The organism is Aquabacterium sp. A7-Y (assembly GCF_026153205.1).
GTDB lineage: Bacteria > Pseudomonadota > Gammaproteobacteria > Burkholderiales > Burkholderiaceae_C > Caldimonas.
In genome coordinates this window covers 43111-64666 of sequence record NZ_JAPFBW010000006.1, presented here as the reverse complement: position 1 = coordinate 64666, position 21556 = coordinate 43111, and the positions used below count along the sequence as shown (strand labels likewise).

At 69.0% G+C, this 21556-nt stretch carries 15 protein-coding genes; 11 read left to right on the top strand and 4 right to left on the bottom strand.

Features of this window, described 5'->3' with window-relative positions; genetic code table 11:
- Positions 1-65 precede the first annotated feature (65 nt).
- The 6 genes from OOT46_RS06640 (at position 66) to OOT46_RS06615 (ending at position 9569) form a co-directional block, all read left to right on the top strand.
- Positions 66-701, top strand: a complete 636-nt coding sequence (locus tag OOT46_RS06640; protein WP_265402810.1) for an XrtA/PEP-CTERM system exopolysaccharide export protein — start codon at positions 66-68, stop codon at positions 699-701.
- 153 nt (positions 702-854) lie between these two features.
- Positions 855-2405, top strand: coding sequence for an XrtA system polysaccharide chain length determinant (locus OOT46_RS06635; RefSeq protein ID WP_265402809.1), 1551 nt, complete (start codon positions 855-857; stop codon positions 2403-2405).
- A 17-nt stretch (positions 2406-2422) separates the two neighbouring features.
- Positions 2423-3403 (top strand): XrtA-associated tyrosine autokinase, encoded by a 981-nt coding sequence (locus OOT46_RS06630; protein WP_265402808.1) that lies wholly within the window; start codon positions 2423-2425, stop codon positions 3401-3403.
- A 13-nt stretch (positions 3404-3416) separates the two neighbouring features.
- Entirely contained in the window at positions 3417-5036 is a 1620-nt protein-coding gene (locus OOT46_RS06625; protein ID WP_265402807.1) for a TIGR03016 family PEP-CTERM system-associated outer membrane protein, read from the top strand.
- 8 nt (positions 5037-5044) lie between these two features.
- Positions 5045-7177: an XrtA/PEP-CTERM system-associated ATPase gene (locus OOT46_RS06620; protein WP_265402806.1), complete on the top strand. Its 2133-nt coding sequence runs from the start codon at positions 5045-5047 to the stop codon at positions 7175-7177.
- Positions 7178-8066: 889 nt separating this feature from the next.
- Complete coding sequence (locus OOT46_RS06615; RefSeq protein ID WP_265402805.1) at positions 8067-9569, top strand: hypothetical protein; 1503 nt, start codon at positions 8067-8069, stop codon at positions 9567-9569.
- A gap of 80 nt (positions 9570-9649) precedes the next feature.
- Here the strand turns inward: OOT46_RS06615 and OOT46_RS06610 are convergent, their stop codons facing one another.
- Positions 9650-11509, bottom strand: a complete 1860-nt coding sequence (locus OOT46_RS06610) for a CocE/NonD family hydrolase (protein ID WP_265402804.1) — start codon at positions 11507-11509, stop codon at positions 9650-9652.
- 66 nt (positions 11510-11575) lie between these two features.
- Positions 11576-12622: an acyltransferase family protein gene (locus tag OOT46_RS06605; RefSeq protein WP_265402803.1), complete on the bottom strand. Its 1047-nt coding sequence runs from the start codon at positions 12620-12622 to the stop codon at positions 11576-11578.
- 250 nt (positions 12623-12872) lie between these two features.
- Here OOT46_RS06605 and OOT46_RS06600 point away from each other — a divergent pair, with 250 nt between their 5' ends.
- Together OOT46_RS06600 and OOT46_RS06595 are read left to right on the top strand one after the other, a co-directional pair.
- Entirely contained in the window at positions 12873-14156 is a 1284-nt protein-coding gene (locus OOT46_RS06600; RefSeq protein ID WP_265402802.1) for a glycosyltransferase, read from the top strand.
- Between the two features lie 17 nt (positions 14157-14173).
- Positions 14174-15634 (top strand): hypothetical protein, encoded by a 1461-nt coding sequence (locus OOT46_RS06595; RefSeq protein ID WP_265402801.1) that lies wholly within the window; start codon positions 14174-14176, stop codon positions 15632-15634.
- A gap of 45 nt (positions 15635-15679) precedes the next feature.
- On the opposite strand, the gene OOT46_RS06590 is transcribed toward OOT46_RS06595, so the two are convergent.
- Positions 15680-16174: a serine O-acetyltransferase gene (locus OOT46_RS06590; RefSeq protein ID WP_265402800.1), complete on the bottom strand. Its 495-nt coding sequence runs from the start codon at positions 16172-16174 to the stop codon at positions 15680-15682.
- On the bottom strand, positions 16158-17390 hold the full coding sequence (locus OOT46_RS06585) for a glycosyltransferase family 4 protein (protein WP_265402799.1): 1233 nt from the start codon (positions 17388-17390) through the stop codon (positions 16158-16160). The genes OOT46_RS06590 and OOT46_RS06585 overlap by 17 nt, the downstream gene beginning before the upstream one ends.
- A 304-nt stretch (positions 17391-17694) precedes the next feature.
- Here OOT46_RS06585 and OOT46_RS06580 point away from each other — a divergent pair, with 304 nt between their 5' ends.
- The 3 genes from OOT46_RS06580 to OOT46_RS06570 all read left to right on the top strand — a co-directional run bounded on the left by OOT46_RS06580 (position 17695) and on the right by OOT46_RS06570 (position 21508).
- On the top strand, positions 17695-19029 hold the full coding sequence (locus tag OOT46_RS06580; RefSeq protein WP_265402798.1) for an O-antigen ligase family protein: 1335 nt from the start codon (positions 17695-17697) through the stop codon (positions 19027-19029).
- Between the two features lie 61 nt (positions 19030-19090).
- Positions 19091-20284: a hypothetical protein gene (locus tag OOT46_RS06575; protein ID WP_265402797.1), complete on the top strand. Its 1194-nt coding sequence runs from the start codon at positions 19091-19093 to the stop codon at positions 20282-20284.
- Between the two features lie 39 nt (positions 20285-20323).
- A complete protein-coding gene (locus tag OOT46_RS06570) occupies positions 20324-21508 on the top strand; it encodes a glycosyltransferase family 2 protein (RefSeq protein WP_265402796.1) in 1185 nt (394 codons plus the stop codon).
- The last annotated feature ends 48 nt before the right edge of the window (positions 21509-21556 follow it).

Here is a 21556-nt window from a genome sequence, read left to right as displayed (position 1 = left end):
GCTGCGATTGAGACTGAGAGCTGCCGGGCATCGCCGGCAGTGTGCGTTGGTTGAGGAGGACAAGGATGTTGAGTTCGAAGCTGGGCGGCGTGGGCCGCTCCCTGTGCGTTTGGATCCTTGCCGCAGCGGCCGCCGTCCTGGCGGCCTGTGGCACGACCGGGCAGTACCCGCCGGCGCCGGTCTCGGCACAGACGCCCAACCACCGCTACCAGATCGGCGCGCTGGACACGCTCAACATCGTCGTGTGGCGCAATCCCGAGCTCTCCTCCACGGTGTCGGTGCGGCCCGACGGTCGCATTTCCACCCCCCTGGTCGAGGACGTGATGGCCGCCGGCCGCAGCCCCGCCGACCTGGCGCGCGACATCGAGAAGGTGCTGTCCAAGTACGTGCGCGACCCTGTGGTGACCGTCGTCGTCAGCAACTTCCAGGGCACCTTCTCGGAGCAGATCCGCATCGTCGGCGAGGCGGCCCGCCCGCAGGCCGTGCCCTTCCGCCAGAACATGACGCTGCTGGACGTGATGATCCAGGTCGGCGGCCTGACCGACTTCGCCAACGGCAACGGCGCCGTGCTGGTGCGGGGTTCCGAAGGCGGCAAGCAGTTCAGCGTGCGCCTGAAGGACCTGCTCAAGCGCGGCGACATCTCCGCGAACGTGGATGTGAAGCCGGGCGACATCATCATCGTCCCGCAGAGCTGGTTCTGAGGCCGAGCGCCCGCGTGATGCCTCCGGCCCGACCTGCGCCCGGCTTCCCGCGAGCCGGGTCTCGGGTTTTGGGGACCGGCCGGGAACCGCAACAGAAGTCGCCGGCCTTGCCCGCATGACGCGGCGCAGGGCCTCAACAGGGTCCGAGACTGTATGAACGAGTTTGTCCGCCAGGCCGCGGGTGTGCTGTACGAGGTGTGGCAGCGCCGCTGGATCGCGTTGTTGGTTGCCTGGACATCGGCGCTGCTCGGCGGTGCGCTGGTGTTCATGATCAAGGACCGCTACGAAGCCTCGGCGCAGGTGTACGTCGACACCCAGACCGTGCTCAAGCCGCTGATGGCGGGCCTGGCCTTCCAGCCCGACATCGACCAGCAGGTGCGCATGCTGGCGCGCACGCTGATCTCACGCCCCAACGTCGAGAAGCTGGTCGACCTGCCGGTGATGGATCTCAAGGGCTCGGATCCGCAGGTGCGCGAGCGCACCATCAACGCGCTGATGAAAAAGATCCGCGTGACGCCCAGCGGTGGCGGCAACCTCTACACCATCAGCTATCGGGACACAGACGCCCAGCGCGCGCACCAGCTGGTTGCCGAGCTGGTGAACCTTTTCATGGAAGCGAGCATCGGCGGCAAGCAGCGCGACTCGCAGGAAGCCAGCCGCTTCATCGACGCGCAGATCCAGGAATACGAGACCAAGCTGGTCGAAGCCGAGAACCGGCTGAAGGAATTCAAGGTGCGCAATTTCGGCGTGACGGGCATGTCCAACCAGGACTACTTCGCGCGCATGTCCAGCCTTTCCGACGAGGTCGGCAAGCTGCGCATCGACCTGGGCGCCGCCGAGCGCTCCCGCGACGCGCTGCGCAAGGAGCTGAACGCCGAGGAGCCCCAGCTGCCGCCTGAGGCCATGGTGCCCCCCGGGGGGCACGTGGTCAACGAACTCGACGCGCGCCTGGAGACGCAGCGGCGCCAGCTGGACGACCTGCTGCGCCGCTACACCGACAACCATCCCGACGTCATCGCTGCGCGCCGCACCATCGCCTCCATCGAGCAGCAGAAGAAGCAGGAAGCCGCCGCGCGCGCCGCCGCCGGCGGCGGGCGGCAGGCCGCGGCGACCAACCCGGTGTTCCAGCGCATCCGGGTGGCGCTGGCCGAGGCCGAGGCCAAGGTGGCGTCGCTGAGCGGGCAGCTGGCGGCCCAGGAGTCGCGCCTGGAGCAGATCCGCTCGCTGGCCGGACGGGTGCCGCAGGTCGAGGCGGAGTTGGCCCAGCTCAACCGCGACTACGAGGTCATCCGCAAGAACTACGAGCAACTGGTGGCGCGGCGCGAGGCGGCCTCCCTGGGCGTGAAGATCGACCAGTCCTCGCAGCTGGCCGACTTCTTCCGCATGGTCGAGCCCGCGCGCGTCTCGCCCGGCCCGGTATTCCCGAGCCGCAAGGTGCTGGCGCTGCTGGTCATGCTCGCGTCGGCGGCGGCCGGCCTGGTGGCGGCCTTTCTGATGACCCGCTTGTTCCCGTCCTTCAGCGACGAAAAGGCGCTGCGGGAGCTGAGCAAGCGGCCGGTGCTGGGCAGCATCGGGGTGGTGAAGACCGACGAGGGGCTGCGCCGCGAGCGCCGCGAGAAGCTGCAGTTCGCGGCGGCGACCGGCGTCTTTTTCGTCGTGAACATGGCGTGGGTCGGCTGGGTCACCCTCCAGGGCCGGGTCTGAGGACGGGTGAGGCAAGCATGAGCATCATTGAACAGGCAGCCAAGCGGCTGGAGGAACTGCGCCGGGCCGGTGTCGAGGTGCCCTGGGCGCCGTCAGAGCTCAGCATGGGAGCGCCGGGCCTGATGCCCGAGGCACCGGTCGCCGCGCCGGTCTACACGCCGATGCCGCCCGCAGCGGCAGCGCGCAGGACCGCCGCGCCGAGCGCGGCTGCTGCGGCGCCGACCATCCCGGTGGCCGGGCCGGCGGCGGCCCGCTCCGGCGAGGCCGATGCGGTCGAGCGGCATTCGCGCCTGGTGGAGCTGGACCTGGACCGCCTCGCGCGTGCCGGCTACCTGGTGCCGGGGCGACCCGAGGCCGAGCTGTCCGACGAGTTTCGCGTCATCAAGCGGCCCTTGATCAAAAACGCGCAGGGGCAGTCGGCCGCGCCCCTGCACCGGCCCAACCTGATCCTGGTCACGAGCGCGATGCCGGGCGAGGGCAAGAGCTTCTGCGCCATCAACCTCGCGCTCAGCATCGCGATGGAGGTCGACAAGACCGTGCTGCTGGTCGACGCGGACGTGGTGCGGCCCTCGGTGATGAGCCGCCTGGGCCTGGGTGTGGGCCGCGGCCTGCTGGACGTGCTCAAGCATCCCGAGATGGATTTGTCGGAGGTGCTGCTGCGCACCAACGTGCCCAAGCTCAGCGTGCTGCCGACCGGCGCCCCGGGCCTCAACTCCAACGAGCTGCTCGCCAGCACGGCGATGGAGCGGCTGCTCGATGAACTTGCCACCCGCTATGCCGACCGCATCGTGATCTTCGATGCGCCGCCGCTGCTGCCGACCACCGAGTCCCGTGTGCTGGCCAGCCGCGTCGGCCAGGTGGTGATGGTGGTGGAGGCCGGCCGCACCACCCGCGCCGCCGCCACCGAAGCCTTCGCGGCACTGGAGAGCTGCCCGGTGGTGATGTCGGTGCTGAACAAAACACGCGGCCCGGCGGCGGTCGCCCGCTATGGTTACTGAAAGGCGTCGGGCCATGCAGCGTGTCGCAGCCCTTGCTTCTCCGCGCCGGTCCCCGGCTCTCGCGCTGTGCCGGCCGCTGCCGCTGGTGCTGCTGTGCCTGGCGGCGCTCCCCGCGCTCGCGCAGTCGCTGCAACCCGAGGCCGAGGTCGAGATGCCCCCGCCGCCGCCGCCCCAGTCACTGCGTGCCGAGGCCGAGGTCCAGACCACGGTGACCGCGACCAACAACAGCCGCTACGGCCAGAGCAGCGAGACGAACAGCGACCTGGTGCTCGACGTTGCGCCACGGGTGCGGCTGCAGCGCCGCGGCGCCCGTCTCAGCCTGTCGGGCGAGGCCGGCCTGCATGCGGTGCACTACGCCCGCGGCACGCTGGGCAGCCGGCTGCTGCCCGAGGGCCGCTTCACGCTGGAGTCCGAGCCTGTCGAAGAGTGGGTGCGGCTGGACGCGAATGGCGCCGTGGAGCAGACCGCCTCCGATGCCTTCTCGGGCCGTCCCGACGCCGGCTCCTCGGTCAACCGCGCGACCTACAAGCGCTGGCGCATTGCGCCCGCGATCGATCGGCGCCTGTCGCCCTCCCTGTCTTTGCTGGCCCGCAGCGAGCACAGCTGGAGCCGCCGCAGCGGGGACGAGGCCGTCGTGACCGGATCGGGCCGGGTGTACGAGCAGCGGCAGCTGCTGCAACTGGAGCGCGATCCGCTGCCGCTGGGCGGCGCGGTCGAATACAGCCGCGAGGATTCCTCCTACGGCGACGACAAGCAGTCGGCCCTGGAGCTCGAAGCGCTGCGGCTGGTCGCGAGCTACGCCTTCGACACCGAGTTCGTGCTCGGCCTGGTCGCTGGCCACGAACGCAACGCCTTCGCGGGCAATACTGAGGAGCGCGACTCGATCCGCGGTGTGCGCCTGCAATGGCGGCCCAGCGAGCGCACCGAGCTGCGCGGCGCGGTCGAGCGCCGCTTCATGGGCACCGGCTGGAACCTGGATTGGCAGCACCGCTCGCCCTTCGTCGCGATCCACCTGCGCAGCAGCCGCCGGCCGGTGGCGCAAAGCAGCTGGCAGACGCTGGGCGGCGGGGCCGGTGGCGAGGTCGCGCCGCTGCTCGACGCCATCCTGACCACCCGCTACCCGGATCCCTTGCAGCGCCAGGCGCTGGTGCAGGACATCATTGCCGGGCTGGGCCTTCCGACCGAGCTGCTCAAACCCATCGACCTGGTCGCCAACTATGCACAGCTGGAGCAGGACAACTCGGTCAGCATCGCGCTGCTGAGCCGGCGCACGACCGTGACCGCCAGCGTGTTCGCGCGCAAGCTCGAGCGCCTGCGCCGCACCGACGACCCAGCGTTCGACTTCGTCGCCGGCGGTGCCGACAACGAGCAGCGCGGCGTCGGCCTCAACATCAACCGACGCCTGTCGCGCACCGTGCAGGCCGAGCTGGCGCTGTCCTGGAGCAAGGTGGTCGGGCTGGGGCTGCTGGAAGGCTCGACCAGCCGTGAGAAGACCCTGCGCGCCAGCATGCACCACAATCTCTCGCCGAAGACCGACGTCACGGTGGGTGTGCGTCGATACCTCCTGAACTCGAGCTTGACCGGTCCTTCGCAGGAAACCGCGGGTTTCCTCGGGCTCGGGCACCGCTTCTGAGAAGTTCCATGTACGAATCGCACTTTGGTTTCAGCGGCGCGCCTTTCCAGCTCAACCCGGACCCGTCGTTCTACTTCGACAGCCGGGGCCATGCCAGCGCGCTCGCCTACCTGAAGTTCGGCGTCTACCAGGGAGAAGGTTTCATCGTTGTCACCGGCGACATCGGCGCCGGCAAGACCACCCTCGTGCGCACCCTGCTGGGCGGCCTGGACCGCCAGCAGGTGGTCGCGGCCCAGGTGGTCAGCACCCAGCTCGAGTCGGGCGACCTGCTGCGTGCGATCTGCACCGCCTTCGGCATCGCGCCGGCCGGCAAGACCAAGGCCGAGCTGATTGCGGGGCTGGAGGCCTTCCTCACCGCGGTGGCGGCGAGCGGGCGGCGCGCCCTGCTGGTGGTCGACGAAGCCCAGAACCTGAGCCTGGAGGCGATCGAGGAGCTGCGCATGCTCTCGAACTTCCAGCTCGAGCAGCACGCGCTGCTGCAGAGCTTTCTGGTGGGCCAGCCGGAGTTGCGCAAGCTGCTCGAATCGCGCTCGATGGAGCAATTCCGCCAGCGTGTCATCGCGTCCTGCCACCTGGGACCGCTCGATCTCGCCGAGACCCGCGCCTACATCGAGCACCGACTGAAGCGGGTGGGCTGGCAGGACAAGCCGGTGTTCGATGACGCCGCCTTCGAAGAAATTCACCGCTGGACCGGCGGCATCCCGCGTCGCATCAACCTGCTGTGCAACCGCCTGCTGCTGGGCGCCTACCTGGACAACACCGACGAGGTCAGCGCGACCTTGGTGATGCAGACCGCCCGCGAGATGCGCGGCGAAGTCGGTGAGTCGGCCTTCGTCGCTGCCGTGTCCAACCCGGGCACGCTCGGCCAGGACCCGCCGGAAAGCGCCGCCGCTGCGGTCGCCGACCCGGTGGGCGAGTCCGGGGTGTTGGCGACACCGATGTCGACGGCAGTGCGTCGCGTGCATGTCGCCGGCATGCCGGTGTCACGTCCTCTGTTGTGCCTGGTCGACTCGCCGGCGAGCTACATGAAGGCCTGTGCCTTCGCCTCAGAAAGCGCACGCCAGCCCGGTCTGCCGCCGGTCGTGGCGCTCAACGCCGGCGGCGAGGACGAGCTGACCTTGCCGGGCGAACTCGGCTCGGTGCTGCCGCGCCCGGCGCTCGACATCCATCTCGACATCCGCCCCGGCCGTTACGCTGTGCGAGCGGCTGCCGTGCTCGAGGCCTTCGATGCGCTGCTGCAGGAGCTGCAGCCGTCCGCCGTCATCGCGATGGGCGGCGACGACGCGGTCCTGACCTGCGCGCTGGCGGCCCACAAGGCCGGCCTGCCGCTGGTGCGGGTGGACGCGGGCAAGCGCAGCGGTGACGGCAGCGCAGACAGCAACGCCATCCTGCTCGACCGCCTGGCCGGTGCCCTCTACACCAACGAGCTCACCACCCACTACACGCTCTACCGCGAAGGCATCCCGGCCGAGCGGGTGCACTGCTTCGGCAACCTGATGGTGAACACCCTGCACCTGACAGCGCCGATGGCGACGCAGCCGGAGGCCACGCTGAAGCGCGAGGGCTCGTCCACGCGCAGCTTGCGTGCCGAGGACGGCTATGTGCTCGTGACTCTGCAGTTCGACCCCGAGTCAACCCGGGTCGAAATCCTCAGCGACCTGGTGTCCGGCTTCGTCGCGATGCCGCCCGATCTGCGGGTGATCTGGCCGATGCAGGAAGAAACCCGCTTTGCGCTGGAACGTGTCGGGCTGGGCCGCTGGATCAAGAACAGCAAGATCGACGCGATCGCCGACGTCGGCTACCTGGAAGCACTGGGGCTGCTGCAGCGGGCCAGCTGCCTGCTCTGCGGCAGCGACGGCGCGCTGGCGGAGGAGGGCCTGGCTCTGACGATTCCGGTGGTGCGCCTGATCGCCGGTGCCACTGCGGCCGAGGCCGCGGTACCCGGTGTGGTGCGTGAGGTCGAACGCGCGCTGGCCCTGGTCGGCGAGGCGGTCACCCGTGGCCGCATGCCCCTCGAGGAACCAGGGTATTGGGATGGTGGCCCTGCGGCCCGCATGGCTCAACACCTCAGCGAATGGCTCTGGCGCGAGGGCGCCAGCATTGGAGCGCGAGTCGGTCAGGGCGGAAGTGTCCTGCGCTGAAACCGTCAGGCCGCTTTCAACGACCGCTTTTCCAGCGCTTCTTGCATGCTCCGGAAGGCCGACGGGAAAATAGTCTCTAGCATTCGGCATGCCCGAGGCCCTTGTTCGAGCCCCTGTCTCGCATCGTGCCTGTCTCATTCGTGACGCAGTTCACACTTTCGGTTGCGTGGGACACGTTTCCAGAGAGCGCGCGGTTTTGTAACCCCCTCTTCGTCCCGCGCGGAGTGCGTGCCCGCCCGCTGCGCAGGCCCGATATTTCGGTATAGCTGGCGATGCGGCTCGCGCGCTGCCGTTACGTCAGCCTGCCCGCTTCGCAAATGGGGGAACATCCCGTTACGCGAACATTGCTTCGCTTACAGATCACCCCTACACCCCCCCTAGGATCTCGCCGCATTCAAAGGAGTAGCCGCCGCGTTTGATCGGCGGAACACAGGACCAGCGCCAAACAATAGGTGGCCGACCCGCTCCCACGCGGTGAGTCCCTGGCACTGGAAGAGGCCCGCGACACGAGCAGCGACCACGCGCCGATGTCCTGGCCGATATGTGGGGTCATTGGGGTTTCGCCGTGAATCAACCTACCTTCAGCCGTGCCCGGCTTGCCTGGGCAGCTCACCTTTTTGCCACCTGCGCCGCTCTGTCCGCCTGCGGCGGTGGGGGTGGCGACAGTTCCTCCGCTGCCGACGGCCTCGATTCGAGCACCGTCATCGACGGCGAGCTGCGCGAAGACGCGATGAGCCGTCGCTTCTACTGGGACGGCAAGACCTGGCGTCGCCGCGGTCCCGCGCCGACTCCCACGCCGGTGCCGGCACCGACTCCGACACCCGCTCCGACGCCTGCGCCAGTACCGGCTCCTACGCCTGCTCCGGTTCCGGCCCCGACGCCTGCTCCGGTGCCTGCACCTGCCCCGGCTCCGACGCCCGCACCCGTACCGGCCCCGACGCCGGCCCCGGCTCCGACCCCCGCGCCCGACCACCTGCAACTGAGCGCCTGCCAGCCTTCCGGCAAGGGCAAGGACTATCAGGTCGGCCCGAACTCGGGCCAACTGCGCGAACTGGACCAGGTGCCCTGGGACAAGCTGGCCGCCGGCGACACCGTGCGTGTCTTCCACCGCGCCACGCCCTACCGAGGCAAGGTGCTGCTGGCCGCCCAGGGCCGTGCCGACGCCCCCGTCCGCATCTGTGGCGTCCCGGGTGCCAACGGCGAGCGCCCCACCATCGACGGCAACAACGCGGTGGCGCGGCGCGGCTTGTCTTACGGCCACGAACTGCACGAGTCGCGTTCGGTGGTGGTCGTGAACCGCCTGGGCTCGCAGGAATGGACCGCGTATCCGCGTTTCATCCAGATCGACGGCCTGCACATCCGCGGTGCCCATCCGAACTACTCGTTCACGGACTCCCAGGGTGTGCGCCGGCCGTTCGTCGAGTTCGGCGCCTGCATCTGGATCGAGCGCGGCCACAACATCACGATCGCCGACAACGAGATCAACGACTGCTCGCAAGCCATCTTCAGCCGCTCGACGGAAGAGGGTGACTTCGCGGTGACGCGCAACCTGCGCATTGCCGGCAACCACATGCACGGCAACGGCGTGTCGGGCAGCTATCTGATCCACACCACCTATGTCCAGAGCATCGGCACGATCTACGAGTTCAACCACTACGGCCCGATGCGGGCCGGCGCGGCGGGCAACTCGCTGAAGGACCGCTCGGTGGGCCCGGTGATCCGCTACAACCGCATCGAAGACGGTGCCCGCGCGCTCGACCTGGTGGAGGCGGAGGACTATTCCTCGATCGCCGTGGCTGATCCCAACTACCGCAAGACCTATGTCTACGGCAACCAGATCGTGAAGGACGGCCGCAAGGGCTCGACGATCCACTACGGCGGCGACCACGCCGGCAGCGAAGCGTCCTACCGCAAGGGCACCCTGTATTTCTTCAACAACACGGTGCACATCACGGGTGACGACTACGCGGTGCTGTTCCAGGTCTCGACCAACGACGAGAAGGTGGAAGTCTGGAACAACGTCTTCCTGTTCGACCCCGCCATCCAGTACCCGCGGATGCGCGACAAGCAGGACAACGCGGACGGCATCCCCTCCGGCGGCATCGTCAACCTGGGCCGCAACTGGATCGATGCGAAGTGGAGCGACGCCGGTCCCTGGCACACCGTGGGGGGCCAGCTCAACGGCAAGGCCAACATGATCACTGGCACCACCCCGCCGGTGGACATGAAGACCCTGGTGCCGCTGGCCGGCAGCAAGCTGCTCGACGCCGCCCAGAGCGCGCCGAGCGGTGCGAGCGGCTTCCCGGTGAAGGCCGAGCTGGACCGCAGCTACCTGCCCAAGACGCGTGCGATCAAGGGCAATGCGATGGACCTCGGCGCCATCGAGCGTTGAGTCCCCTGCGTCGGCGGCAATGGCCGCCCGGCGCGACTGCTCAGGGAACCCAGAGCGACCCCGCGGGGTCGCTCTTTTTTTTAGCGCTCCGGGATGATGGGCAGTTCGATGAAGGAGGGCGCGTCGCCGCCGTGGTAGACGCGGTTACGGGCCACCACCGCCCGGGTCTCCCCGTGGTTGTCGCCGCCCGTGTTGAGGTTGCGCTCCAGCCGCGGGAAGCTGCTGCTGGCGATGTGCAGGCGCAGCCGGTGGCCGGCCGGCACCTGGTAGGCGATCGAGCGCATGTCCACCGTCAGCTCCTGAGGCTGATCCGGCGGCAGCGCCAGCGGCGTCGCGAAACCGGCCCGGTAGCGGGCCCGCAACGCGCCCTCCTGGATGGTGGTGGCGCGGCCGTCGGGCCACACATGCACCAGCCGGGCGATGAAGTCGGTGTCCGGGGCGCTGGACGAGATGGTCAGGTGTGCCTTCATGCGCCCGGCAATACGCAGCGGCGCTGTCAGCGGCTCCGAGGTGTAGACCAGCAGGTCGTCGCGCTGCTCGATGGGGCGCTGGTCGACCGGCCCGAAACGCTGCTCGGGGTTGCCGGTGCAGCAGATCGCGCCACCCAGCGAAGGTGTCGGATTCTCCGGGTCGTAGCGGTATTCATCGAAAGCCGGCGGCTGGGTCCCCAGTTCAGTCGCGAGCCGACCCGTGCCGTCGCGCCCGCCGGCCCGCCCGGGGCTGGCCAGGTACCAGCGTTGCAGGCCGGCTTCCGCCGGTGGCCAGCTGTCCGCGCTGCGCCAGCGGCCCTCGCCGATCACGTAGTACAGATAGGGCGGCAGCTCGATCAGGCCCTGGCCCTTGCCGTTGAGCCAATGGTCGAACCACTTCAGATACCACTCGCGGTAAGGCTGCTCGGCATTCGGAATCTCCAACTCGCCGAACTGCCCGCTTTCGGCATCCGCCTCGTGCCCGCAGTGGTTGCCCGGCCCGATCACGACGTGCTGGGGCACATCGGCCGGGGCCTGGCGGCGGAACAGCTCGGCCATCAGCAGGGTTTCGTCGATGGTCTGGTCGCCCCAGGTGTTGATGACCAGGGCGGGCGTGGCAAAGCGGTCCTTGTCGCCGACGTAGTCGAGGTCCTGCCAGCGTGGGTCGAGCAGCGGGGTGCTCAGGAACCAGGGATAGCCATTGGGCCCCGGGCGATGGCGCTCGACCAGGCTGCGCACCGGCAGCTCGCGCACGGCGGCGGCCCGATCAACTTCGCCCGGCCCCGGCACGTCGGGGCGCAGCGCTCCGCTGTCCAGAAACCAGCCGAAGCCGCTCGCCAGCAGGAACACGCCGCCCTCGTACCAGCCGTAGTGGGCGTGGGTGCTGCCGAGCGAGCCGAGCGCTCCGCCCGCGCCCTGGGGCACCATGGCCTTGTGCGCCGGATGGCGGGCCCGCGCCAGGGCGAACTGCAATTCGCCCAGCGCCGAGCAGCCGAAGGTGCCCACCTTGCCGTTGGACCAGGGCTGCTTGACGATCCAGTCCAGGGTGTCGACGCCGTCCTCGGTCGCGTGTTGCCAGGGCAGCAGTTCACCGCCCGAGTCGCCAGTGCCACGCACGTCCTGTACCAGCACGGCATAGCCGTGGCGGCTGAAGAACAGGCCCGATCTCAATCCCTCGCCATAACGCAGGCGGTGATAGGGCAGTCGCACGAGCACGGTGCCGCGGCGCTCGGCGCCTGCACGGGGCAGGTAGAGCGAGGCCGAGAGCTCGACCCCGTCGCGCATGCGAATGCGTACCTTGTGGTCGACCCTGATGCCCGACAGCAGCGCCCGCGCGTCGGTGCGCCAGTGCGGCGGCACCGGTGAGCGCTCGGTGTGCCTGAGTGCGAAGTAGGACAGTGGAAGTGCGGCCGCCGCAGCGGCGAGGAGCGTCAAGCCCCAGCGCCGGCGGCGTGTGGGTGCAGTGGCCATGCAAGTCGAATCAGCAGCAGATGAAGAGCGGTCGCGGACCGGAGGCAGGCAAGGGTAGCAGCTCCCTCACCGGGTCGCGAGGCGCAGGGGCACCGTGCCGGCCAGCGCGCGACGCAGGCGCGGTGCGAGCGGGCGCTCGACGCAGCGATACAGCACCCAGGCTGTGGCCGTGACCGCCCCGCACACCGCCGTGACCCGCAGCCCGAAGGGCAGCTGCCGCCAGCCGGGCGCCTCGATCAAGAGGTAGCCGATGTTCTGGTGCAACAGATAGACCGGGTAGGTGAGGGCACCGGCCCAGAAGACCCAGCGGGAGGCCGGCAGGCGCCAGAGGTCGAAGGCGATCAGCAGGAAGAGGGCGTAGAAGACGCTCACCACCGCCGCTGCAATCAGGACACCGGCGCCCGTGTGTCCTGCGAACCAGTGCACCAGGCTGCTGTAGTAAAGCGAGAGCAGGAAGGACCAGCCGAGCAGTGCCAGGCGGGCGCGGCTGAGGCCGTGCTCGCGAATCAGGTAGCAGCAGACGCCGGCTGCAAAAAACGGCGCCCACCGCAGCTCCAGCCAGAACTCGACCGTGTAGGTCGGCCATGCCGCGTTCAGGCTGGACAACAGCAGCCAGCCGGCCAACAGCCACTCGGTGCGTGGCAGCAGGCCCAGACGCAAGCTGGCCCAGACCAGGATGTAGAAATGCAGCTCCACGGCCAGTGACCAGTAGGCGCCGTCGACGAACTCCACGCCGAACCAGTGGGGTGTCATCGGGAGGTTGAGCAGCAGTTGGCGCCCGCTGACCGCGAAGTCGGTGCTGCCAAAGCCCCAAGCCGCCGCGGCGGTCAGCGGGGCAGCGACCCAGAAGGCCGGGTAGAGGCGCGACACGCGCGAGGCGACGAACTGGCGCGGTGTTGCGCCCTCGGCACTCATGAAGATCACGAAGCCGCTGACCATGAAAAACAGATGCACGCCGAGGTAGCCGAACTCCGCCATCCGGCTCAGCCACGCCGGCGGCGAGTCGCCCAGCCAGCCGGCCTGTTGGCCTCGCCAGAGGTAATGAAAGGCGACCACCATGGCGCAGGCAATGCCGCGCAGCATGTCGATCTCATGAAAGCGATGGCGTTGCATCTGAACCGACCCTCGGAAAGTAGGGCGCGGGAGGGGATGCGCGGACGTGCCGGTGCCGCCGGACGCTCCGGCGTCTGCCTCGCCCGGGCCTTGTGCCGCGCCGACCTCTGCGGGCACCTGGTACGGCACTGGGCGCCACTATTGCGTCGGGTTCACCGGGATGCAATCCCTCATCCAGGCGGCTGCCGGGCCGTCGGACCTGCTCATTTCGGAGGCACAATGCCGGCACTTTCCGGTGGGGACGAGGACCATGCAGTGCTCGGACATTGCGACGATGCGGGTGACTGCCCAGACAACAGATGAAGGCGGCCAGGCCGCCGCGTCTCATATTGCAGGCGCGGCCGCGCCGCGGCGGCTGCGCATTGCGCTGGTGACTCCCATGCTGCCGGTGCCGCATGATCAGACCCGCGGCCGCTATATCCACGAGACCGCACGTTCGCTCAGCCGGCTCGCCGACGTGCGGGTGTTTTTCCAGTCGCTGCGCTACCCCAGCCTGCCGCTGCTGCGCCCGCGCAGCTTCATCTACGGCGAGGTCGGGCGCGACTACCGGCTCGACGGTGTCGACGTCGAGGCCTTCAGCTACCCGGCGGTGCCGGTGGTCTCGCGGGTTCTCAACGGCCATGTCGGCGCGGCCGTGCTCGGGCCGCGTGTGCGTGCCTGGAAGCCGGACCTGCTGCTGGCCTACTGGGTCTATCCGGACGGTTATGCCGCGGTACGGGTGGCCCGCTCGCTCGGCGTGCCGTGCGTCGTGGGGGCGCTAGGCTCGGACATCCATGTGCGCTCCGGCCTCAACGTCTGGATGACACGCAAGACCATCGCCGCGGCCGATGCGCTGCTGACGGTCAGCGAAGCGATGCGCCACACCGCGATCGACAACTTCCAGGCCGATCCGGCGCGTGTACACACGGTGGTGAACGGTTTCAACACCTCGGTCTTCCGCCCCGGCAGCCAGCGCGAGGCGAGGCAGCAACTGGGGTTGGCCGAAGACGGCCGCTACATCGTTTTCGTCGGCCGCTTCGTCGAGGCCAAGGGGGTGCTGGAGTTGTTGAGCGCCTTCTCGCAGCTGGCCGCCGGCGACGCCAAGCTCCGCCTCGTGCTGCTGGGCGATGGCGTGATGCGCCAGGCGCTGCTGGAGCGGGTCGCCGCCTCGGGCCTGGGCGAGCGCGTCATCGTGCCCGGGGGCCTGCCGCCGCTGGAGGTGGCGCGCTGGATCCGGGCCTCGGACCTGCTGACCTTGCCAAGCTGGTCCGAGGGCTACCCGAACGTGGTCGTCGAGGCCGTGGCCTGCGGTCGCCCGGTGGTCGCCACCGATGTCGGCGGCACACGCGAGATCGTCAACCCGTCGAACGGCCTGCTGGTGGCGCCGCGCGATGTCGAGCAGCTGCGCAGCGCGCTGCGTGCCGCGCTGGACCGCCACTGGGATCACGACGCCATCGCCGCCGCCATGCGCCGCAGCTGGGACGACGTGGCTGCCGAGACATTGCGGGTGTGCGAGTCGGTGGTGGCAACACGCCGTCCCGGCGCGCGGCCCTGAACCGAGGAAGAACAACAATGAGCCCAACCACCCAGACCCGCCAGCACGGCGCGCCGCGCAAGGTGCTGCTGCTGGAGTTCAACGAGATCAACTGGCATGTCGTCGACCGCCTGATCGCCAGCCGGGGCGAGTCCTTCCTGCCCAACCTCTCGAGGTTGCGGCGCGAGGGCGCCTGGGGGGTGCAGTCGGCGGTGGAGCGGCCGCCGCTGCTCGACCCCTGGATCACCTGGGTGACCCTGCACACGGGCGTCTCGCAGGCGGTCCACGGCGCCACCGTGCTGGAGCAGAAGGGCGAGACGATACGCTCCAAACGCACCTGGCACTACGTGTCCGAGGCCGGCCGCAAGGTCGGTGTGTTCGGCAGCATCAGCGCCTACCCGCCCGAGCCGGTCAAGGGCTACATGGTGCCCGGCCCCTTCGCGCCCGGTGACGAGACCTATCCGCCGCGACTGCAGCCGGTCCAGGCGATCAACCGCCGCTACACCCAGGTCCACAACAAGACCACACGCCCGCCCGGCATGCTGGAGAACGTCGCGACCGGCGCGCGCCTGTTCGGCCTCGGCCTCAAGCCCTCGACCTGTGTGCGCATTGCCGGCCAGCTGGCCCGCGAGCGTGTCTCGCCGCACCTGCGCTGGCAGCGAGTGAGCCTGCAGCCGCGCCTGAACTTCGACTTTTTCGCCTCGCTGTACCGCAACGAGCGGCCCGACTTCGCCACCTGGCACAGCAACCACGCGGCGCACTACATGCATCACTACTGGCGCGCCTGGGACGACAGCGACTTCCCGGTCAAGTCGCCGCCCGACGAGAAGCGCAAGTACGGCGAGGCGGTGCCCTACGGCTATCGCGTCTGTGACGAGCTGCTGGGCCGCGCGATGCGTTTGATCGACCGGGACACCGTGCTCGTGCTGGCTTCCAGCATGGGGCAGCAGCCGTACATCAGCGAGAAGTACCGCGAGGGCAAGGTGGTGGTCCGTGTCAAGGACATCGAGGCCCTGCTGAAGGTGCTGGGCCGCGAGGGCGTGACCGAGGTGGTGCCCACGATGGTGCCGCAGTGGAACATCCACGTGCCCGACGCTGAGGCGCGTGCTGCACTCAAGGCCCGCATCGAGGCGGCACGCCGCAGCGTCGCCGGCGTCGAGGAGGCCGCCTTCGCGGTCGAGGAGACCGAGGACTGTCTCACCCTCACGCCGCTGGGCCTGGCGCGTCCCGAACAAGGTGTGCGCTACAGCTTCCCGCAGCGCGCTGCCGGTGCCCAGGCCTCGTATGCCCTGGAGGCCTTGTTCGCTGCCGACACGCCCACGGTCAAGCAGGGCATGCACCACATCGACGGCATGCTGGCTTTCTACGGGGCCGGCATCCGCCCGGCCCAGCTCCCGCCTTGCACCAATCTCGATGTGGCGCCCACGCTGCTGTCCTTGATGGGTCTGCCGGTGCCCGCGGTGATGGAAGGGCGGGTGATCGCGGGCCTGTCGCACTGAGCCCGCCGGAGGCCGCAGCGGCCTCCGCGTCAGCTCGACACGCTCCTAGCGCACTCGGGCCGGAATGCCGACCGCTGTCGCGCCGGCCGGCACGTCGTGCAGCACCACTGCGTTGGCGCCGATGCGGGCGCCTGCCCCGATGCGCAAGCCCCCGATCACCTTGGCCCCGGACCCGACGAAGATGTCGTCGCCCAGGGTGGGGCAGCCGCCGCGGTTGTCGCCGATCACGACGCTGCTTTCGAGCCAGACGTTGCGGCCGCCGCGCACGCTGGAGTTGATCACCACCCCGACCGGGTGGATCAGCACGAAACCCGGGCCGAAGCACGCTCGCACACCGATCACGCAGCCGTTGAACCACTTGTTCAGGATGTGCGGGATCAGCGCCAGCGGCGCCAGCCCCCAGCGCACCAAGGCTGACTGCAGTCGGTAGAGCGCATTGGCGGAGGTGCCGTCGGCCATCACCGCCTTGAGCAGCGAGCAGGACTCGCCGTACTGCGAATAGAGGCGCTGCTTGGCGCGCAGGTCAGCCAGCAGCAGCATGGGCGGGCAGGGCCGGCGCTGCCGAGACGCTGTGCTTGAACTCGATCAACTGCAGCACGTTGTGGCGCCATTGCCGCTGGGCCGCGATGTAGGCTCGCGCGGCCTGGCCGACACGCTGCAGCGTCTCGGCGTCGCGGCTGCGGGTCAGCACCGCCTCGACCGCGGCGTCCAGGTCGCCGGCCTTGAACATCCAGCCGGTGCGGCCTTCGGCCAGCACTTCCTGGATGGGCGAGAAGTCGGGGGCGATGGGCGGGATGCCGCAGGCCATGAACTCGAACAGCTTGACCGGCGAGGTGTAGTCGCCGGCGCTCGGCAGCACCGCCAGGTCCATCGCGGCCAGCAGGCCCGGCACCTCGTCGTGCGGCACGCGGCCGGTGAGGATGACCTGGCGATCCAGGCCGCGGTCGTGCACGAACTTCGCGACCGTCTCGAAGGTCGCGCCGTCGCCCACCAGCAGCAGGCGCAGATGGGGGGCGGCCGCCAGCCGGTCGGCGATGCGGTAGACGAACTGGTCGATGGCATGCCAGGGCACGAAGGCGCCCAGGTAGCCGCACACCACCGCGCCGTCGAGCCCGTGTTTGGCACGCGTCTGGCGGCGCTGCTCCTCGGTGAAGCTGAACTTGTCGATATCGGCTGCGTTGGGCGTCACGATGGCAGGCGCCATGCTGCCATGTGCCTGCAGCACGCGGTCGCGGAACAGGCCCGAGACGAACACCAGCCCGCTTGCGTTGCGCAGGGTCCAGCGTTCGATGCGACGCGCCAGGCCGCCCAGGTGCAGCGGGCGTACCCGGTGCACCGCGGCCGAGTCGTTGATCTCGAGGATGATGGGCAGGCCGCGCCGCTTGGCGATCAGCACCGTGACGAACAGGAACAGCGAGTAGCGCTCGTAGATCAGCTCGACGTCCGGGTGGCGCGCCAGGTAACGCAGGATGCGCCAGCCGGCCACCGCGTTGTAGGCCAGCTCGGCCAGTTCGAACAGCGGCTCGGGCAGGCGCGCGACGATCTTCATCCACCAGCGCGCCTGCTGCGTGGGGGACATCGCTTTCGGGCTCGCATAGGGGTCGGCGCCGGGCACCGAGACGACATCGACCGCGACGCCGAGCGCCCGCAGTGCATCGGTGATGCCGCGGATGTGTACGCCTTCGACGGCCTTGCCCTGGGTACGGTGGTGATACAGCACCCGCTGCAGCGGGGGCGTGGATGTCGTCTGAGTCATGACCCTGAGCTCGACCCCCGGCGGGGGTAATTCGTGTGGCTTGAGGGCAGGGCGACCGCTTCACGGCGTGCTGCTGCCTGTGTGAGGCGCCTATCATAGGTGCGCCTGCCCCCTCGCCGTGCCCCGCCCCCCGCATGCTAGGGGGGCAGATTCTCGCTGAAAGGCACGGCAGCCCTTTAGCATTGGCACCTCTTGATACAGGGGGGGTGCCGGTCCCCTTTTGTCTGTTTTCCTTCAGCACCCCAGCGAAGTACGAGGTGGCCCGGCGCCCTCGGCAGCCGACGCGCGTGAGTCAGACCGGGCCATGAGTTTCGCCATCTTCCTGCTGTATGTCGTTCTCGTGTTCCTGCGGCCGATCGAGCTGCTGGCACCCGAGCTGACCGACTATCGGCCCATGCTGTGGTTGTGGCTGCTCGCTTTCGGCAGCGCCCTGGTGCGCTCGGTGATGAAACGCCAGTTCTCGGCCCATCCGGTGTTCCTGTGGCTGCTCGGCGGCTTCACGCTCGCGCTGGCGGTTTCGATGGTCGCCAACGGCTGGGCCGGCGGTGCCATCGATGCCGTCAGTCAGTTCAGCGCCTCGGCGCTGCTGTTCGTGCTGGTGTGCATGAACGTCACCACGGTGCGGCGGCTGCAGGCCACCTGCGGGGCGGTGGTGGTGGTGCTGGTGCTGGCCGCCGGCACGACGATCTGGTCCTATCACACCGGTGAGCGGGCCGAGGACCTGGTGCTGCGCCAGAACAGCTACATCGACGACCGCGGCGACCGCATGCCGCCGGGGGACACCGTTGTCCCCGCCGAGGACACCTCGGGCTTCTACATCTGGCGCGTGCGCTGGCTGGGTTTCCTGAACGACCCGAACGATTTCGCGCAGGCCATGGTGATGGCGCTGCCGCTGCTGTGGGCGCTCTACCGGCCGCGCCGGCTGCTGCGTAACGCGGTGCTGATCGGGCTGCCCAGCGCGACCATGCTCTACAGCATGATGCTGACCCAGTCGCGCGGCGCCATCATGGGGGTCGGCGGGGTGTTTGCGGTGCTGCTGCACAAGCGTTTCGGCTCCTTGAAGAGCGGCATCGCGCTGGGCCTGATGGGCGCCGCGGCGATTGCCGCCAGCATGGGCAGCGAGCGCGCGCTGTCGACCAAGGAAAGCTCGGCCGGCGACCGCATCGAGGCCTGGAGCACCGGCCTGATGATGCTCAAGTCCTGGCCGCTTTTCGGCGTGGGCTACGGCAACTTCCAGGAGCACCACCACCTCACGGCACACAACTCTTTCGTGCTGTGTTTTTCCGAACTCGGGCTGTTTGGCTACTTCATGTGGATGGGACTGCTGGTGGTCGCCTACAAAGGTATGGCACTGGCGACGCGGCACGCGCCGCCGGGCAGCGCCGAGTACCGCATGAGCGAGCTGCTGCGCATGTCCTTCGTCGGCTTCCTGACCTGCGCCTGGTTCCTGTCGCGCACCTACCAGCCGACGCTTTATTTCCTGCTGGCGCTGTGCGCGTCCGCCTGGTATTGCGCCACCCGGCTCGCGCCCGAGCATGCGGCGCCTGGCAGCCTGCAGGGCGAGCACTGGGTCCGCGCCACCTTCAAGGTGATGGTGCTGAGCGTGACCGCCGTGCTGGGTTTCGTGCGCTTGGGCTAGGGCGGCGAATCGACGTCGCTGCCCGCAGCTCCTCAATGTTTCCAAACCTAGAACACCGTTCATGAAGATCCTGGTCCTGCTCGTCGTGCTGCTGCTGCTGGGCGTGCTCGCCGTCGTGTTTGCCTACCTGCGCCAGCGCAACATCTCGGTGTGGCTGCGCAGCTACCTGCGGCAGGACTGGAAGCCCGAGGCGCGTGCGTCCGGGCTCAAGCACGTGATGTTCTGTTTCGTCGACCACTACGAGCCGGGCTGGCAGCAGCCCAGCTACGAGGTCGAGTGCGCCCGCGTGGCACGCTGGCGGCGCGACTACCCGACCTTGTGCGCGCTGCATCGCGACGCCGACGGCCGAGCGCCGGTGCACAGCTTCTTCTACCCGGAGGAGGAGTACCGGCCCGAGCACCTCGATGCACTGGTCGAGATGTGCCGCATGGGCATCGGCGAGATCGAGATCCACCTGCACCACGACAAGGACACCGAGGCCGGACTGCGCGAGAAGCTGCGGCGCTTCACCCGCCTGCTGGTGGAGCGCCACGACGCGCTGCCGGTCGATGCGGCCACCGGGCAGCCGCGCTGGGCCTTCATCCATGGCAATTGGGCGCTGGACAACTCGCACCCGCACGGCCACGGCCATGGCTGCGGCGTCAACAACGAGCTGGTCATCCTGCGCGAGGAGGGCTGCTATGTGGACTACACCTTCCCCGCGGCGCCCGATCCCTGCCAGACCAGCACCATCAACAAGATCTACTACGCCACTGACGACGTGAACCGGCCGAAGTCGCACGACAGGGGCGAGCGCGTCAAGGTGGGCGGCCGTCCGGTGGGCGACCTGATGCTGATCCAGGGCCCGCTGGGTTTCATGTGGAAGCACCGCAAGTTCGGCCTGCTGCCGCGCATCGAGAACGCCGACGTGCGCACCAGCAACCCGCCCACCCCGGCGCGTGTCGATGCCTGGGTCGAGACCGGCATCCACGTGCAGGGCAAGCCGGACTGGATCTTCGTCAAGGTGCACACCCACGGCACGCAGGAACGCGACATGGACACCCTGCTGGGCCAGCCCATGCACGAGGCCTTCAGCCACCTGGAGCAACGCTACAACGACGGCCGCGAATGGAAGCTGCACTACGTCAGCGCGCGCGAGATGTACAACATTGTCAAGGCCGCCGAAGCCGGGCTCAGCGGAGACCCGAACGAGTACCGCGACTACCTGATCCCGCGGCCCGCCTATGCGCCGCGCGAGCAGGCGCGGGCCGCCTGAGGTGGGCGCGAGCCTGCCTGCGGCAACGCTGAGGGTGTCATGATGATCCTGCCCGCGCTGGTGCTGGCCTGCCTCGGGGCGGTGCTGTATTCCTACCTTGTTTATCCTCTGGTGCTGTTCGTGCTCGGCGCGGCGGTGCAGGGGCGCCGCGACGCCGCGCGGGTGTTCCGCAAGACCGAGCGGCGCGCGACCCTGAAGCAGGGCGAGCTGCCGCGGGTGGCGATCGTCATCTCCGCTTTCAACGAAGAGCGTCACATCGGCGAGCGCATCGCCAACCTGCTGGCGCTGGACTACCCGGCCGACCGCTGGTGCGGCTACATCGGCTCGGACGGCAGCCGCGATGCGACTGGCAGCATCCTCTCGGCCTGCGACGACTCGCGCATCCGCGCCTTCGTCTTCGAGCAGAACCGCGGCAAGGCCAATGTGCTGAACGACCTGGTGTCGCGCACCCAGGAAGAGCTGATCGTGTTCTCCGACGCCAACACCTTCTTCGAGCCGGGCGCCTTGCGCCGTCTGGTCGCACCCTTCCAGGACCCGGGCGTGGGCGGCGTCAGCGGCGAGCTGCGGCTGGCCGGCAGCGCCGGCGACAACCAGGACAGCCTCTACTGGCGCATCGAGCAGTTCCTGAAGTTTTTCGAGGCCCGCATCGGCGGCCTGCTGGGCGCCAACGGCGCCATCTATGCGATCCGCCGTGCGGCGTGGAAGCCGCTGCGGCCCGACACCATCTGCGACGACTTCTGCGTTGCGATGAACGTCGCGGCCGCCGGCCAGCGCCTCGTCTACGAACCCTCGGCCTGGGCCGAGGAGGCAACGCCGGACGCCATCGGCGAGGAGTACCGCCGCCGCGTGCGTATCGGCATCGGCAACTTCCAGGCGCTGTGCCGCCATCCGGAGTACCTGCTGCGCACCTCGCCGGGTACGGCCTTCGCGTACCTGTCGCACAAGGTGCTGCGCTGGATCGCGCCGCACCTGCTGCTGCTGGCGCTGCTCGGCTCGGCCTGGCTGGGCCTGGACTCGATGGCCTGGCGGGTGTTCGCGCTGCTGCAACTGCTCGGCTACCTGGGGGCGGCGGGCCTGTTCGCTGCCAGCGTCAAGGGCCTGCGCCTGCCCGGATTGCTGCGCCTGCCGGCTTTTCTGTTTGCCTTGAACTGGGCGTTCCTGGTGGCCTCGCTGCGTTATGCGAGCGGCCGCTACAGCGGCTCCTGGCGGCGCAGCAGCCGCTGAGCCGGCGCCGCAAAGAAACTTCGAACATCGGGAGGACTCACGTGTTGC